The sequence below is a fragment of the Roseateles sp. FW305-36 genome, from assembly GCF_058787015.1.
In genome coordinates, this window is sequence record NZ_JBYSZK010000015.1 from 148,203 (window position 1) to 164,292 (window position 16,090).

General features: G+C 68.9%; 14 protein-coding genes. 7 read left to right on the plus strand and 7 right to left on the minus strand.

What is annotated here, in order from left to right; all coding sequences use genetic code 11:
- Window positions 1-3 precede the first annotated feature (3 nt).
- Entirely contained in the window at window positions 4-2,385 is a 2,382-nt protein-coding gene (locus tag AC3WOE_RS24025) for a UvrD-helicase domain-containing protein (RefSeq protein ID WP_492693916.1), read from the plus strand.
- Here the strand turns inward: AC3WOE_RS24025 and AC3WOE_RS24030 are convergent.
- On the minus strand, window positions 2,382-3,194 hold the full coding sequence (locus tag AC3WOE_RS24030) for a class I SAM-dependent methyltransferase (protein ID WP_492693917.1): 813 nt from the start codon (window positions 3,192-3,194) through the stop codon (window positions 2,382-2,384). The genes AC3WOE_RS24025 and AC3WOE_RS24030 overlap by 4 nt on opposite strands.
- Window positions 3,195-3,257: 63 nt before the next feature.
- Between AC3WOE_RS24030 and AC3WOE_RS24035 the strand changes: the two genes are divergently transcribed.
- Window positions 3,258-3,683 carry a PaaI family thioesterase gene (locus AC3WOE_RS24035; protein WP_492693918.1) on the plus strand — a complete coding sequence of 142 codons (426 nt, stop codon included), beginning with the start codon at window positions 3,258-3,260 and terminating at the stop codon, window positions 3,681-3,683.
- A gap of 89 nt (window positions 3,684-3,772) precedes the next feature.
- Window positions 3,773-4,162, plus strand: a complete 390-nt coding sequence (locus AC3WOE_RS24040) for an HPF/RaiA family ribosome-associated protein (protein WP_492693919.1) — start codon at window positions 3,773-3,775, stop codon at window positions 4,160-4,162.
- 53 nt (window positions 4,163-4,215) lie between these two features.
- Here the strand turns inward: AC3WOE_RS24040 and AC3WOE_RS24045 are convergent, their stop codons facing one another.
- The 4 genes from AC3WOE_RS24045 to AC3WOE_RS24060 all read right to left on the minus strand — a co-directional run bounded on the left by AC3WOE_RS24045 (window position 4,216) and on the right by AC3WOE_RS24060 (window position 8,508).
- The gene (locus AC3WOE_RS24045) at window positions 4,216-6,195 is read right to left on the minus strand and encodes a PhoX family protein (RefSeq protein WP_492693920.1); all 1,980 of its coding nucleotides are present in this window, start codon (window positions 6,193-6,195) and stop codon (window positions 4,216-4,218) included.
- Between the two features lie 151 nt (window positions 6,196-6,346).
- A complete protein-coding gene (locus AC3WOE_RS24050; RefSeq protein WP_492693921.1) occupies window positions 6,347-7,171 on the minus strand; it encodes a BPSS1780 family membrane protein in 825 nt (274 codons plus the stop codon).
- The gene (locus tag AC3WOE_RS24055; RefSeq protein ID WP_492693922.1) at window positions 7,168-8,181 is read right to left on the minus strand and encodes a homoserine kinase; all 1,014 of its coding nucleotides are present in this window, start codon (window positions 8,179-8,181) and stop codon (window positions 7,168-7,170) included. The genes AC3WOE_RS24050 and AC3WOE_RS24055 overlap by 4 nt, the downstream gene beginning before the upstream one ends.
- Window positions 8,182-8,214: 33 nt before the next feature.
- Complete coding sequence (locus AC3WOE_RS24060; RefSeq protein WP_492693923.1) at window positions 8,215-8,508, minus strand: hypothetical protein; 294 nt, start codon at window positions 8,506-8,508, stop codon at window positions 8,215-8,217.
- 42 nt (window positions 8,509-8,550) lie between these two features.
- On the opposite strand from AC3WOE_RS24060, the gene polA reads away from it, so the two are divergent.
- The 4 genes from polA to AC3WOE_RS24080 all read left to right on the plus strand — a co-directional run bounded on the left by polA (window position 8,551) and on the right by AC3WOE_RS24080 (window position 13,091).
- Window positions 8,551-11,313, plus strand: coding sequence for a DNA polymerase I (polA, locus tag AC3WOE_RS24065; protein WP_492693924.1), 2,763 nt, complete (start codon window positions 8,551-8,553; stop codon window positions 11,311-11,313).
- Between the two features lie 128 nt (window positions 11,314-11,441).
- Window positions 11,442-11,798 carry a type II toxin-antitoxin system prevent-host-death family antitoxin gene (locus AC3WOE_RS24070; protein ID WP_492693925.1) on the plus strand — a complete coding sequence of 119 codons (357 nt, stop codon included), beginning with the start codon at window positions 11,442-11,444 and terminating at the stop codon, window positions 11,796-11,798.
- Between the two features lie 3 nt (window positions 11,799-11,801).
- Window positions 11,802-12,422, plus strand: a complete 621-nt coding sequence (locus tag AC3WOE_RS24075) for an ATPase (protein WP_492693926.1) — start codon at window positions 11,802-11,804, stop codon at window positions 12,420-12,422.
- Between the two features lie 36 nt (window positions 12,423-12,458).
- Window positions 12,459-13,091 (plus strand): response regulator transcription factor, encoded by a 633-nt coding sequence (locus AC3WOE_RS24080; protein ID WP_492693927.1) that lies wholly within the window; start codon window positions 12,459-12,461, stop codon window positions 13,089-13,091.
- A 6-nt stretch (window positions 13,092-13,097) separates the two neighbouring features.
- Here the strand turns inward: AC3WOE_RS24080 and AC3WOE_RS24085 are convergent, their stop codons facing one another.
- The gene (locus AC3WOE_RS24085) at window positions 13,098-15,563 is read right to left on the minus strand and encodes a protein kinase domain-containing protein (RefSeq protein ID WP_492693928.1); all 2,466 of its coding nucleotides are present in this window, start codon (window positions 15,561-15,563) and stop codon (window positions 13,098-13,100) included.
- A complete protein-coding gene (locus tag AC3WOE_RS24090; RefSeq protein WP_492693929.1) occupies window positions 15,560-16,063 on the minus strand; it encodes a sigma-70 family RNA polymerase sigma factor in 504 nt (167 codons plus the stop codon). The genes AC3WOE_RS24085 and AC3WOE_RS24090 overlap by 4 nt, the downstream gene beginning before the upstream one ends.
- Window positions 16,064-16,090 lie beyond the last annotated feature (27 nt).

Consider the following 16,090-nt stretch of genomic DNA (forward strand, 5'->3'; position numbering starts at 1 on the left):
GCGATGACTTCCTTCCCTGTCGACGCTGCGGTCGACGCCGCTTCCAGCCCCCTGCTGCGCAACCTCAATCCCGAGCAACTGGCCGCCGTCACCGCGGCCCCGGAACCCGCACTCATCCTGGCCGGCGCCGGCTCCGGCAAGACCCGCGTGCTGACCACGCGCATCGCCTGGCTGCTGCAGACGGGCCAGGTCAGCCCTGGCGGCGTGATGGCCGTGACCTTCACGAACAAGGCCGCCAAGGAGATGCTGACGCGCCTCTCCACCATGCTGCCCTTCAATGTGCGCGGCATGTGGATAGGCACCTTCCACGGCCTGTGCAACCGCTTCCTGCGCGCGCACTGGAAGCTGGCGCACCTGCCCCAGGCCTTCCAGATCCTGGACGCCAGCGACACGACCTCGGCCGTCAAGCGCGTCATCAAGGCGATGAAGCTGGACGAGGAGCGTTTTGTGCCGAAGCAGGTCGGCTGGTTCATCGCCGGCTGCAAGGAAGACGGCTTGCGCCCGGGTGATGTGGAGCAGCGCGACGAGCAGACGCGCAAGCTCGTCGAGATCTACGCCAACTACGAGGACCAGTGCCAGCGCGAAGGCGTGGTGGACTTCGCCGAGCTGATGCTGCGCAGCTACGAGCTGCTGCGCGACAACCCGGCCGTGCGCGAGCATTACCAGCGGCGCTTCCGCCACCTCCTGGTCGACGAGTTCCAGGACACCAACAAGCTGCAATACGCCTGGCTGAAGATGTTTGCCCCGCCGGGCAGAGACGATGGCCAGAGCGTGCTCGCCGTGGGTGACGACGACCAGAGCATCTATGCCTTCCGTGGCGCGCGCGTCGGCAACATGGCCGACTTCGAGCGTGAGTACCGCGTCAGGAAGGTCATCAAGCTGGAGCAGAACTACCGCAGCTTCGGCCACATCCTGGACGCTGCCAACGAGCTGATCAGCCGCAACACCCAGCGCCTGGGCAAGACGCTGCGCACCGACGCCGGCCAGGGCGACCCCATCCGCGTGCAGGAGGCGCCCAGCGACTTCGCCGAGGCGCAATGGGTCATCGAGGAGATCCAGCAGCTTCACCGCGGTGGCCTGGACCGGCAGGAGATCGCCATCCTCTACCGCAGCAATGCGCAGTCGCGGGTCATCGAGTCGGCGCTGTTCAATGCCGGCATTCCCTACCGCGTCTACGGCGGCCTGCGCTTCTTTGAGCGCGCCGAGGTCAAGCATGCGCTGGCCTATCTGCGCCTGCTGGAGAACGCCAACGACGACACCAGCTTCCTGCGCGTCGTCAACTTCCCGACGCGCGGCATCGGCGCCAAGACGCTGGAGAACCTGCAGGACGCGGCCAAGGCCAGCGGACGCAGCCTCTACCAGAGCGTGGGCGCCATCACCGGCAAGGGCGGCGCCAACCTGGTCGCCTTCACCAACCTGATCGATTCGACGCGCAACCTCACGCAGGGCATGACGCTGCGCGAGATCATCGAGCAGGTGCTGGAGACCTCGGGCCTGCTGGACTTCTACCGCACCGACAAGGACGGCGCCGAGCGGCTGGAGAACCTGGATGAACTGATCAACGCGGCCGAGGCCTTCGTCATGCAGGAGGGCTTCGGCAAGAACGCCGTGGGCCTGCCGGTGGACGAGGTGGCGCCCAGCGTCCAATCCACGGGCACGCCGGGCGCGGTGCCGGACGCCGAGACCGGCGAGATCATGTCGCCGCTGGTGGCCTTCCTGACCCACGCCTCACTGGAGGCCGGCGACAACCAGGCGCAGGCGGGCCAGGACGCCGTGCAGCTGATGACGGTGCACTCGGCCAAGGGCCTGGAGTTCGACGCCGTCTTCATCACGGGCCTGGAAGAAGGCCTGTTCCCGCACGAGAACTCCATGTCCGACCACGACGGCCTGGAGGAAGAGCGGCGGCTGATGTATGTGGCCATCACGCGGGCGCGCAAGAAGCTCTCTTTGAGCTTCTGCCAGACGCGCATGCTGCACGGCCAGACGCGTTATCACATCAAGAGCCGCTTCTTCGATGAGCTGCCCGAGGAGGCGCTGAAGTGGCTGACGCCGCGCAACCAGGGCTTCGGCTCGGGCTTTGCGCGCGAGTACCAGCAGGCCTGGGACCGGGGCAGCGGCCTCAAGGGCATGGTGGGCGCCGGCCGTGTGCCGCAGCGGCGCGCCGCCTGGGTGGAGCCGCCGGTGCCGGCCAGCATGAAGCAGAAGGTCTCCGAGGAGCACGGCGGCCTGCGTGTCGGCAAGGGCGTCTTCCACACCAAGTTCGGTGAAGGCGTGCTCTTGACGCTGGAGGGCGCGGGTGCGGATGCGCGGGCCCAGGTCAACTTCGGCCGGCACGGGACGAAGTGGCTGGCCTTGTCGGTCGCGAAGCTGACGCCGATCGATTAACGACCAATGATGACGACGTGGGCCTGGATCCGCGTGTCTATGGGGCCGGCGCCGAAGCGATCGGCATAGGCACGGGCCACCAGGGCCGTCAGTTCGGGCAGGCGGCCCGGTGCACGCGCCTCGATCTCGGTGCGCAGCGGCGTGCCCTGGCAATAGCCCAGGGCGGCGGGTGAAGGGGATTCGGCCTTGGCCCGCATTGGCAGCGTGACGATGTCGGCCTCGCGCTCGAAGCCGCCGGCTTCCAGGTCGGCGCGCAGCGCATGGACATCGTGATAGCCGTGCGGCGTGCGCGCCATGAAGCGCGGCGGGTCGTCGGGGAAGGCCCGGGCCAGGGCGTCGGTCGCGGTCTTGGCCAGCTCGTTGCTGTCGATGTGGTCCCAGACGTTGAACAGGAAATAGCCGCCCGGCTTCAGCACGCGACGGATCTCGGCATACGCATGGGCCTTGTCGGGGAAGAACATGGCGCCGAACTGGCAGGCCACGAGGTCGAAGCTCTCGTCCTCGAAGGGCAGGGCCATGGCATCGGCCAACCGCCATTCGACCGGGCGTTCGGTGCCCAGGGTGGCGGCCATGTCGATCATGGTCGCGTTGAGGTCGCTGGCGATGATGTTCGTTTCCGGCGGCAGCTCGGTCGCCAGCCGACGCGTCAATACGCCGGTGCCCGCGGCGATCTCCAGCACGTCGCTGGGCCGCAGCGCGGCCGCCCTGGCTGCCAGGTCGAGCGCATAGGGCTCGAAGATCAGCGGCACCATATAGCGCTCGTAGAGCTCGGGGATGGAACCGGTGAAGCTGCGGTCGGTGACGTCCATGGGCCGATTCTGAGCCGGTGCTAGGCTAGCCGGCGCCGTCTTCGCATTTCCTTGCAATTGCCCATGACCGAACACCGCCCCTCACATGCCGAGCTGAACGCCTTCTTGCTGGCCGAGTTCCCGCAGAACCGTTGCACGCTGGAGGAGGTGGACGAAGAGGACGGTAGCGTCGTCGTCGCCCACCCCGTGGGCGAGCGTGAGCTGCGCCCCGGCAACACGGTGTCGGGTCCGGTCATGATGACGCTGGCCGACGTGGCCCTGTATCTCGCCATCCTGGCGCGCATCGGCATCGTGCCGCTGGCGGTGACGACCAATCTGTCGATCAACTTCCTGCGCAAGCCGCGCGCCGACCGTCGCGTCATCGCGCGCTGCCGGTTGATGAAGCTGGGCAAGGCCCTCGCCGTGGGCGAGGTTTTCATCTTTTCCGAGGGTGAGGACGAGCCGGTCGCGCATGCCACCGGCACCTACTCGATTCCGCGGGAGCGCTGAGGGCGCTTCCCGGCAAGACGCCCCTCACGGCACGTCACTTGCCCCATTCCCTGAATCCGCGCGAAGTCCGTGCGCCGAGAGGAGCTGCGATGCAGGTACAGATCGAGACCGACAACCATGTCGAAGGTCGCGAGAAGCTGATCGAGCATGTCGAGGGTGTGATCCGCGACGCCGTTGGCCACTACCAGGGCCAGGTGACGCATGTGGAGGCGCATCTGGGCGACATGAACAGTGGCGAGAAATCAGGGCCCGACGACATGCGCTGCCTGCTGGAGGCGCGCGTGGCGGGACTGAAGAACATCGCGGTCAAGCACCAGGCCGAAAGCCTGCACCAGGCGATCGAGGGCGCAGCCGACAAGTTGACGCGGGCGCTCGACTCGGCGCTGGGCAGGCAGCAGGATCGCGAGCGCCGTCATGCGGGGACCGGCGAGCTGAGCGCCGACGTGGCCCGCGAGGCCGACGACGAGGCGACCCCATGAAAAAGGGCCGCTCGCGCGGCCCTTGGCTGACACGCGCGGCGCGTGATTGACCGTCAGACGACGGTCTTGGCCAGCTTCACGCTGCTGACGGCGCCGGTCAGATAGCCGACCTGGGCGCCGAAGCGGTCCTTGTAGTTGGCGCGCACCAGCGGGTCCAGCGTGGCCTTGACGACGTTGTGCAGCGGCACGCCCCAGTCGCCCGGGTGCTGGAAGTTGCTGGTGATGTAGGTCCAGCCGTTCAGGTCGTCGACGACGCCCAGGCCCGTGGCTTCCGCGCCCGAGGGCATGGAGGCGATGCGGCTCAGCTGCTTGGTGTCGACGTTGTAGGCCCAGATGAAGTTGTTGACGTGGTAGCTGCTGTCCTCGCCGATGAAGAGGGTGCGCAGCTTCTCCGAGAACTTCAGGTTGTCCGGCGCGCCGATCTTGTCGGGGTTGGCGAGATTGCCCAGGGCGTCGGCCGTGGCGAGGTCTTCGCCGATCAGCAGGGTCTTGGTCAGGGAGGGCGCCCAGTCGCTGTTGATGGCGGTGCCCGCGCTGTCCTTCTGGCCGCTGCTCAGCGTGTGGGCCAGCACGCCGCCGGCGTTCAAGGCCTTGTCGATGCCGATGTTGTAGTCGGCGTTCCAGGCGGCATTGGCCTTGACCATGGAGCTCTGCATGTTCTGCAGGGCCGAGTAGGCGACCTTGTCCTTGACATTGACGGTCGTGCCTTCCATCTTGGTGAAGGCCATCGAGCCACCCTTGAGGGCTGCATAACGATGCGTCTCCAGGAAGGCGGCGGCCTTGTCCATGCCGGCCTTGACGCGCACCCACTGCACCTTGCCGCTGAGCCAGATCTTGGTGAACGTGGCATCCGCCGGGTCGGTCGTGGACACGTCCATGATGTCCGTGGCCTTCAGGGTGTCGGCCAGGGCCTTGATCTCGGCGCTGGTGGCCGAGCCGAGCTTGATCCAGGTGATGGGCGCTCCGGCGGCGGCTGTGTCCAGCGAAAAGCCGGCGCCGAACTTGGCGACGTAGAGGCTGCCGGCGGAGAGGTCCTTCTCCTTGTCGGCGACGAACATGAAGAAGCCGCCGTTGGTCGCGTCGTCGCCCATGATGGCGGTGCGGTTGTCGGGCATGACCTGGATCAGCTCGTGCGAGATGCGGCCCAGGCAGTAGTGCTTCTTGATGGTGCCGGTGCCGTCGGGGTTGACGGTCACTTCGGGCAGGTGGCCGTAGTGGTAGGCGTTGGCCTTGGTCTCGTCGCCGAACAGGTTCTTGCTGTAGGCCTTGAACTGCGCGTTGCTGGCGAGGGTGAAGGCGTCGGGCTCGTACTCTTCGCTGGACAGATGGGTGCCCCAGGGCGACAGGCTGGCGCCGCAGGTGATCCACAGGCCCATGGCGGGCGAGGTGTCGACGTTGTGGTATTTGACCAGCGACAGACGGCCGGTGGCGGGGTCCTGGTCCAGCGTCAGCACGGCGATGGGCGAGGGCAGGCGGCCGTACATGTCGGTCTTGCCGTCCTGGGCCCAGGTCGTGTATTCGAACTGCACGACGGCGAAGACGGCATTGCCCTTCAGGCCCGTGACGGTCGGGTTGTCCAGCTTGAGCAGCGAGGTGCCGTCGGGCGAGTCGCTGAAGAACTGGCGGTCCTTGCCGGCGACGGTGGTGTCGATGATGGGCTTGCCGGCGAAGTCGACATAACCGCCTGCCAGGACGGTGCCGCCCTTGCCGTCGGAGACCAGGTCACCGGTGGTGAAGAAGGGGGCGTAGGCCAGCGAGAAGCCTTGGGTGCTGTCGTCGCTGAACTTGACCATCAGCGTCGAGTTGACGAGGGTCTTGGCCATGTCGGCCGGTGTGGCCAGGCTGGGCGCGGCCATGGCCACGAAGCTGGCGGAAGCGTAGTCGGCGACGGGCGTGTGGTTGTCATCGCTGCCGCCACCGCAGCCGGCCAGCAGGCTGGCGACGGCGGTGCCGCCCACAGTTCCAGCGATAGGAAGCATCAACGGGGCGCCCAGGTACTTCAGGGCATGGCGGCGATTCAGGGGTTCGGACATGGGGCGACTGCTAGGAAAGAAGACTGCACAGCCGGGCTTCGCGCGAGGTCGCACGCCGGCCCGGCACGAGCCGCGCAATGTAGGAAACCTGCATGTCAGCCGCGTGAAAACACGGCGTGGCGATGGACCTCCCGGTCCACCGACGGCGGCGTCAGGCCTGCTTGTCGTCCAGCAGGTTCTGCGGCGCGCCGAACATGAAGCAGTCGACGAAGCTGAAATACAGCGAGGCGTAGAACACCGACATCAGCACCAGGAAGCAGGCGATGGAGGCGAGCGGCGCAAGCTGCAGCAGGCCGAGCAGGCCGAAGACGATGCTGATGACGCCGCTGCAGGCGAATGCCAGCCCCGCCCACAGCAAGCCATTCAAGGCGAAGGCGCCCTTGTTCCGCCACAGGGCCAGCGTGCTGGAGAACAGCGCCTGGGCCGCGCTCTGCCCGCCCCAGTGCACCAGGGCCGGGGCATGCCAGTAGGGCACCGACAGCAGGGTCATGCCGATGGCGCGGGTCGCGAAACCCCAGACCAGGCGCGGGTCGGCCGCGATGGCCGCGATGGCGTCGGAATTGGCGTCCTTCTTCATCAGCTCCATCAGCTCGCGTGTGACTTCGCCGTCGATCTGGTCGGCCAGCAGCAGGATGAGCAGCATGGCCAGTGCAAAGCCCGTGCACAGCACGAGCTGATGGCGGCGCCGTTCGCGCGTCAGCTTGAAGGGGGTGATGAAGACCTCGACGCCGGGCCGCTTGCGTTGCAGCGCCAGATGCGTGGCCAGCATGAAGCCCAGCGAGAAGACGGGAATGCCCATCAGGCCCAGCATGGGGCCGACGAAGGGCAGGGCGCCCACCAGCATGGAGACGAACAGCGCCAGGCCGAGCAGGCCCGAGAAGGCCAGCGGCTGGCGGCGGAAGACCTTGAAGCCATGACGTATCCACAGCCGGCCGTTGCCCGCCGGCACCTGCTGCAGATGCAGCTGCATGGTCATTCGGCGGCTCCGTCGTGCAGCGCATGCCAGGGCTTGGCGATACGCTCGCGCAGCACGCGCTCGAAGTGGCGCGGATCGTGGGCCTTGAGCAGGCTGGCCTCGCGCGGCAGGTGCAGGTCGTACAGGCGCGACAGCCAGAAGCGCAGGGCCGCCGCGCGCAGCAGGGCGGGCAGCAGGCGGTGCTCGGCGCCGGACAGCGGCCGCACGCTTTCGTAGGCAGCGACGAAGACGCTGGCGCGCTCCTCGATGAGGCGGCCGTCCGTCAGGTCGATGCACCAGTCGTTCAGGCAGACGGCGAGGTCGAACAGCCAGGTGTCGCAGCCGGCGAAATAGAAATCGAAGAAGCCGGTCAGGCGTTCGCGGCCCGGGCCCTCGCCGGGCTCGAACATGACGTTGTCGCGGAACAGGTCAGCGTGGATGGGGCCTGAATGACGTTTCAGGAGGTCGGCATAGCGCGGCGACGCCGCCAGCTGCTCCTGGTAGGCCAGCTCGCTTTGCAGCAGCTCGGTCTCGGCCGCGTCCAGGAAGGGCAGCAGGCGCGGCGCCACCTCGCGCCACCAGGGCAGGCCACGCAGATTGGGCTGGTAGAGCGGGAAGTCCCGGCCGGCCAGGTGCATGCGGGCCAGCGTGGCGCCGACCTGGCTGCAATGGAAGGCGTCGGGCGCCAGCTGGTGGCCACCATGCAGTCGGTCGACGATGGCCGCGGGCTTGCCGGCGACTTCGAACAGGATCTCGCCCTTGGCATCGGCATGCGGCTCGGGCACCGGCACGCCGCGCTGGGCCAGGTGCTGCATCAGCCGCAGGTAGAAGGGCAGCTGCTCGGCGGTCAGGCGCTCGAACAGCGTCAGCACATAGCGGTGCAGATGGCCGTCGCCCTGGGTGCAGTCGACGAAGTAGTTGGTGTTCTCGATGCCCGCCCCGATGCCGCGCAGCGAGCCGAGCTGCCCGAGGGCGAGATGATCCAGCAGGGCTTGCGCCTGCGCTGGGCTGACTTCGGTGAAAACGGCCATGGGTCGAAAAAGCGGCCAACGGGCCGCCCGCGATCAGAAATTGAGGACTCGCCAGACCCGTGTGCCCGAGCCGCTCTTGGGCAGACCCGTGCCGGTGCCGCCGGCCGATTCGCGGCCCGCATCGTTGACGACGATTTCGTAGTCCGGTGCCTTGCTGTTCTTGTTCTTGACCGTGACCTTCTTGGTCTCGCCGCGCACCTTCAGCTCCTCGATGCGCACCTGGTCATCCTCGGCCACGGTCTTTTCGACCTTGGGTTCGGGCGGTGGGTCGGCGAGGGCGCCGCCGGCGAGGGCAGCGATCAGCAGGGGTACGGCAAGGCGCAACATGCTGCCGATTCTAGGTGGCGGGCTGCCGGACAATCCGTCGCCATGAGTAAACCCATCCTGCTGCTGGTCGACGGCTCCAGCTACCTCTACCGCGCCTTCCATGCCATGCCCGACCTGCGCGGCCCCGAGGGCCAGCCCACCGGGGCGGTGCGTGGCATGGTGGCCATGCTGAAGAAGCTGCAGAGCGACATCGGCGCCGAGCACGCCGTCTGCGTGTTCGACGCGCCGGGCAAGACCTTCCGCGACGACTGGTATCCCGAGTACAAGGCTCAGCGCTCGCCCATGCCGCCGGAGCTGCGCGCCCAGATCGAACCCATCCACGAGGTCGTCAAGCTGCTGGGCTGGCCGACGCTGACGGTGGCGGGCGTCGAGGCGGACGACGTCATCGGCACCCTGTGCTGCATCGGCGCGGCCCAGGGCCACCGCGTCATCGTGTCGACCGGCGACAAGGACCTGGCCCAACTGGTCAACCCGGACGTGGAACTCATCAACACCATGAGCAACGAGCGCCTGGACGAGGCCGGCGTGCTGGAGAAGTTCGGCGTGGCGCCCAACCGCATCATCGACTACCTGACGCTGATGGGCGACACGGTGGACAACGTGCCGGGCGTGACCGGCGTCGGCCCCAAGACGGCCGCCAAGTGGATTGCCGAGTATGGTTCGCTGGACGGTGTCATCGCCGCCGCGCCCACCGTCAAGGGCAAGGCGGGCGAGAACCTGCGCGCCGCGCTGGACTGGCTGCCCATGGGACGCAAGCTGGTCACGGTCAAGCTGGACTGCGAGCTGGCCGAGCATGTGCCGGGCTGGCCCGAGCTGGAGGAGCTGGCCTTCCGCGAACCCGAAAAGACGGCGCTGGGCGAGTTCTATGCCCGCAACGGCTTCAAGCAATGGCTGGAGGAACTGACAGGCACGGCGGTGGTGGCCAAGCCCAAGGCGGCGCCGGTGGCCAACCCCGGCCTGTTCGACGAGCCCGAGCCGCCCGCCGGCGCGGCCGACATCGCGCGCCAGTACGAAACCATCCTCACGTCCGAGCAGCTCGAGGCCTGGATCCAGCGCCTGCATGCCGCGCCGCTGTGTGCCGTGGACACGGAGACCGACTCGCTGGACCCGATGGCCGCGCGCATCGTCGGCATCTCCTTTGCCGACAAGCCCGGCGAGGCGGCCTACATCCCGCTGGCGCACAGCGGCCCGGATGCACCCGAGCAGTTGCCGCTGGATGCGGTGCTGGCGCGATTGAAGCCCTGGCTGGAGGACGAGTCGGCCAAGAAGATCGGCCAGAACCTCAAATACGACTGGCATGTGCTGACCAACCACGGCATCACCCTGCGTGGCGTCCAGCACGACACCCTGCTGCAGAGTTATGTGCTGGAGGCGCACAAGACCCACAACCTCGAGGCCCTGGCCGAGCGCCACCTCGGCCGCAAGGGCCTGAGCTACGAGGACCTGTGCGGCAAGGGCGCCCACCAGATCCCCTTCGCCCAGGTCGACGTGGCCAAGGCCACGACCTATTCGGGCGAAGACTCGGAGATGTGCCTGCACCTGAACAGCGTGTTGTGGCCGCAGATCGAGGCCGACTTGGGGCTGACGCGCATCTACCGCGACATCGAGATGCCGACGGCCGAGCTGCTGGCGCGCATCGAGCGCAACGGCGTGCTGATCGACGCCGAGCGCCTCAAGCTGCAAAGCCATGAGATCGGCCAGCGCCTGGTGCTGCTGGAGCAGCAGTGCTACGAGATCGCCGGCCAGCCCTTCAACATCGGCAGCCCGAAGCAGATCGGCGACATCCTGTTCACCAAGCTGGGCCTGCCCGTCGTGAAAAAGACGGCCACCGGCGCGCCGTCCACCGACGAAGAGGTGCTGACCGAGCTGGCGGCCGACTTCCCGCTGCCGGCCAAGATCCTCGAATACCGCGGCCTATCCAAGCTCAAGAGCACCTACACCGACAAGCTGCCGCTGCAGATCAATGCCCACACCGGCCGCGTGCACACCAACTACGCCCAAGCCGTGGCGGTGACGGGGCGGCTGTCCAGCAACGAGCCGAATCTGCAGAACATCCCCATCCGCACGGCGGAAGGCCGCAAGGTGCGCGAGGCCTTCGTGGCGCCGCCGGGCTTCAAGATCATCAGCGCCGACTACTCCCAGATCGAGCTGCGCATCATGGCCCACATCAGCGAGGACCCCGGCCTGCTGAAGGCCTTCCAGGAAGGCCAGGACGTGCACAAGGCGACCGCGTCCGAGGTGTTCGGCGTCGCCCTGGGCGAGGTGTCGAGCGAGCAGCGCCGCTATGCCAAGACCATCAACTTCGGCCTCATCTACGGCATGGGCGCCTTCGGCCTGGCCTCGGCGCTGGGCATCGAGCAGAAGGCCGCCAAGGACTACATCGAGCGCTACTTCACCCGCTTTGCCGGCGTGAAGAAGTACATGGACGAGACCAAGGCGAGCGCGGCCGAGCTGGGCTATGTGTCGACGCTGTTCGGCCGGCGCATCTACCTGCCCGAGATCCGCGGTGGCAACGGCCCGCGCCGCGCCGGTGCCGAGCGCCAGGCCATCAACGCGCCCATGCAGGGCACGGCGGCCGATCTCATCAAGCTGGCCATGCTGGCCGTGCAGGCGGAACTGGACCGCGCCGGCAAGCAGTCGAAGATCGTCATGCAGGTGCACGACGAACTGGTTTTCGAGGTGCCCGAGGCCGAGCTGGACTGGATGCGCACCGAGGTGCCGCGCCTGATGGCTGGCGTGGCCCAGCTCAAGGTGCCCCTGCTGGCGGAAGTGGGCGTGGGCTCGAACTGGGAAGAGGCGCACTGACGTCCCACCCCCGAAGCGGCTTCGCCGCTTCCCTCGAGGGGGCGCCGGGGTGGGTGGCTTGGTGATTTGGAAATTTGGGTGATTTATATAAAAGGGGCAAAATACCCAAATTGCCATTGGAGACTTCCATGTCCGCAGTCCTCGAACAAGCCCTGGCCGACCAGTTGCCCAGCGTGTCGGCCACCCAGCTCGTGGCCGGTATCCAGAAGGTCGGCCGCACGGTGGCGACCCATGGCGCGGTGCTGATCACCAAGCACGACCAGCCCGCCTTCGTGCTGATGTCGGTGGAGCGCTACCGCGAGCTGCAACGCGCCGCGGAACCCGACCTGGGCGCCCTGGGCGGCGAGTTCGACGCCATGCTGGCGCGCATGCAGGAGCAGGGCGATGCGCTGGAAGACGCCTTCGCGATGGCGCCCGAAGCCCTCGGAGCCCATGCCGTGAAGGCCGCCAAACCCGGCCGCGCCCGCATCAAGAAGGCCGCCTGAGCCTTGCCCGCGAGACTGTTCGTGCTGGCCGGTGTCAACGGCGCCGGCAAGAGTTCCATCGGCGGCGCGGCCCTCCAGGCCAGCGGCGCCGAATTCTTCAACCCCGACATCGCCGCCCGGCGGCTGCGCGAGCAGCAGCCGGGCCTGACCGCCGAACAGGCCAACGGCCTGGCCTGGACCCTGGGCCGCCATGGCCTGGAGAAGGCATTGGCCGAGGGGTTGACCTATGCCTTCGAGACGACGCTGGGTGGCACCAGCATCGTCAAGCTGCTTCTGGACGGCGCCAGGGATGGCGCCGAGGTGCATGTCTGGTACGCGGGTCTGGCGACACCCGAGCTGCATTTGCGCCGCATCAAGGCGCGCGTGGCCGCGGGCGGGCACGATATTCCCGAGGCCAAGGTGCGCGAGCGCTTTGACGCCAGCCGCAGCAATCTCATCAAGCTCATGCCCCATCTCGCCAGCCTGCGCCTCTACGACAACAGCTTCGAGGCCGACCCGCGTGCCGGTCGCCGGCCCCAGCCCCTGCTGCTTTTGCAGATGCTTCGCGGGCGTGTCATGGCGCACTCGCCTTTGCGCAGCGTGCCGGCCTGGGCAAAACCTTTGCTGGCGGCGGCCCTGCGTTGACTATCATCGGCGCCCAATGAACAGGCTTGGTGTGCGATGAGGGTCTTGCTGGTCGATGCTTTTCCCATGGTGCGCGCCGCGCTCACCGGCCTGATCGAGCAGCATTTCGCTGGCGCTCAGGTGCAGGGCGTGGACAGCGTCGCCGCTGCGCGCGCCGCGCTGGATCAGGCCATCCCGCGCCTGGTGCTGCTGGACCTGCATGTGGAAGGCGGCTTCGAGCTGCTGCAGCAGATCCATCGCGAACACCTGCTTTTGCCCGTCGTCGTCATCTCCGGCAGCGACGACACCGAGGAAGCCCTGCAGGCCCTGGGCGCCGGCGCCATGGGCTATGTGCCCGAGCGCAGCGACCTGAACACCCTGGTGCAGGCCCTGCACCTGGTGCTGGCCGGTGGCACCTATGTGCCCCCGTTGAAACCGCGGGTCGACGACACGCCCGCCCCGGCCAATGCGGGAGCATCCATGCCCGACTGGGCCGAGCTGCCGCTGACACCGCGCCAGAAGCATGTGCTGCATCTGCTGACCCAAGGCCTGTCCAACAAGCTGATCGCCCGTGAACTGGGCGTCAGCGTCGAGACCGTCAAGGACCATGTCGCTGCCGTCTTCAAGGCCCTGGGTGCCAGCTCGCGCACCCAGGCCGTGCTGATCGCGACGCAGAAGCCGCGCGGCTAGCGCGCTTCACTGCCAGACGGCGCAGCCCGGCAGGCCCGCCACGACCTGGTCATGGCGGCGTCGCCAGGGATGCTCGGGCGGCAGCAGGCCGGCCCACCGGGCCCCTGATTCCTGCAGCTGCGCCGCCGCACCCGGCTCGCTGAGACGCGCCTGGGCGCAAGCCAGGGCGTCCAGCCTCAGCGCGGCTTCGAGCGGGTTGGCCTCCACCTGCAAAGCCTGCAACCGACCGAGAGCCTCGCGTGTGTGGCCGGCGCTGCCGCTGCGCAGCAGGGCCTCGGCGAGCTGGCGCTGCACGGTCTGGCGGCGTATGGAGGCCGCGGCCAGATCGTTGTCGGCCAACCCGGCGACGGCCTCGCGCAGGGCGGCGAGGGCTTCCTCGTGACGGCCGGCCAGCGACGCGGCCTGGCCCCAGGCGGCGCGCGCCAGCCAGCCCTGGGCGCGGCCTTGCCAGCTGGCCGGCAGCACATCGCGTGCCGCGGCGGCAGCGGCCATGGCGGCCGCGGCGTCACCCCGCAGGACCTCGATCTGGGCCAGCGTGCGCCACTGTGCGGCGCGTTCATACCAGGATGCCGGCGCGTCGAGCAACGGTCTCAGCCGGCTGCGCGCGGCGTCGAGCTGGCCCGTGGCTGCTTGCAGCGCAGCCTCGACGAGGTCCAGCCGCGCGCGTTGGGCGGCGCGCATCACGCGGTGCTCGGCGATGCCGCGGGCGCGTGCCAGAGCCTTGGCGGCCTCGGGCAGCCGGCCCAGGTTGAGCGCGGCGGTGGCGATGCTGTCCAGTGACACGGCCAGCTCCGTCGAAGCCGGTCCGTAGGCGGCCTCCGTGTCGCGCGCCGAGGCCTCGGATTCGGCCAGAGCTGCGGCGTCCAGACCTTGCCAGGAAGCGTCCGCGGCCAGCACGAAGTGGGCCTGGGCGCGGGCGCGCGCGCAGTCTGCGGCCGTGCAGTCGGCCAGGACCTCGCGCGCCAGCGTCGTGGCGCGCGATGACTGTTCGCTGAGCAGGCTGCGGGCGAGGTCGGCACGGGCCAGGTTCAGCACGGCGTCACCGGCCTGGGCGTGCGACGCCAGCAGTGCGGTCGCCTCGATCAGCAGCGCCTGGGCCGGGGCGGGGCGATTCAGGCGGTCGTTGACGCGGCCCAGCGCGGCCAGCAGCTCGCCGCGCAGGCGCGGGTCGGCCACATCGCGCCTGGCGTTCTCGGTCGCGGCGTCCACCATCTCGGCGGCGCTGACCTCGCTGCGCCCTTGCTGAGGCTCGGCATCGGCCAGCATGCGGAAGACGAAGTCGCGTACCGCGTCGCCGCGCGCCCGCTGGGCCGCGCTCTCGCGGGCCTGCAAGCCGGCGACGGTGGCGGCACCGGCCAGCAGCGCGAGGCCCAGGAGGACGGCGGCGCTCGCGCGCGGCTGGCGGCGCAGCAGCAAGGCCAGGCGCTGCCAGGCGGGCACGCGGCGGGCCAGGATGGGGCGGTGCGCCAGCCAGCGATGCAGGTCCTCGGCCATGCGCTCGGCGGAGGCATAGCGATGGGTCGGCTCGGTGGCCAGGGCCTTGAGAAGGATGGTGTCCAGGTCGGCGCCCAGGCCCGGCGCGCGCGGCGGCTCGTGGACGATGGCGCGCATCAGCGCGATGCCGTCGTCGGCCTCGTGAGGTGGGCGGCCGGTGAGGAGTTCGTGCAGCACCGCGCCGGCGGCATAGACGTCGGTAACCGTGCTGACGGGGCGGCCCAGCACCTGTTCCGGCGCGGCGTAGCGCGGCGTCAGCAGCGCGGCGGCATCCTGCGTCAGCGCGGCGGCATCGGGGGCCAGCAGCTTGGCGATGCCGAAGTCCAGCAGCTTCACCTGGCCGGCCGTGTCGACGAGGATGTTGGCCGGCTTCAGGTCGCGATGCACCACCATGTGGGCGTGGGCATGGGCCAGCGCGTCCAGCACCTGCAGCAGGAGGGCGACGCGTTCGCGAGTGTCGAGCTGGCGATGTTCGGCATGGGCCAGCAGCGGCTCGCCGGCAATGGCCTCGAGCACGAGATAGGGCCGGCCGGCGTCTTCGCCGGCATCGATGAGCCGGGCGATGTGGGAGTGGTCCAGCGCGGCGAGCACGTCGCGCTCGCGCGCGAAGCGCTCGGCCAGGGCCGGGCTGGCCGACAGCGGCAGCTTGATCGCCACTTCGCGGCGCAGGCCGCCCTCCGCGCGCTCGGCCAGCCAGACGCTGGCCATGCCGCCCTGGCCCAATGGCCGCAGCAACCGGTAGCCGGCAATGGCCTCGCCCGGCCGTGCGGTGGCCAGGGCTTCGGCCAGCGGCTGCGCGATCAGCTGCGAGGCCAGCGGGTCGCGCGCGGCCTGCAGCAGGCCCTGCACGCGCTCGTGCAGGGCCGGGTCCTGTGCCGCCAGGGCCTGCAGTTCGGCCGTCGCGTCGCCGTCCAGCAGCCGGCCCAGCCAGTCCATGGCCTGGGCGTCGAGGGCCAGCGAAGCGCCGGGGCCGTTCATGGGCCAAGCTGCTCGTGCAGATAGGCCTTGATGCGCACCCAGTCGCGCTTGACCGTGGGCTCGGAGACGGCGAGCACGCTGGCGATCTCCGCCACCTCCAGGCCCAGCACGGCACGCAGCTCCGCCACGCGCAGCAAGCGCTCGTCCATCGAGCCCAGGCGCTCGAGGGCCTGGTTCAGCGCCAGCAGGCGCTCGGGGTTGCCTGCGTCGGTTGCGAGGGCGCCGGACAGCGTCAGCGGCAGGGCTTCGTGCTGGCGCTTGGCGGCCAGGCGTTCGCGTGCCATGTCGACGAGCATCGAGCGCATCGCGCGGCCGGCATAGGCGAGGAAGGCGGCGCGGTTCTCGAAATGCAGGCCGCTGCGGCTGTGCAGGTCCAGGAAGAGCTCGTGGGCCAGGGTCTGCGCCGAAATGGGTGTCTGCTCGCTTGCCAGCCGCGCCCGGGCCAGCCGCAGCAGGTCGGGGTAGGCAGCGGCGAAGGCTTCGGCGAGGTCGGGGCTCACGCCGCGAGCATAGGGCGCGACTTCAAG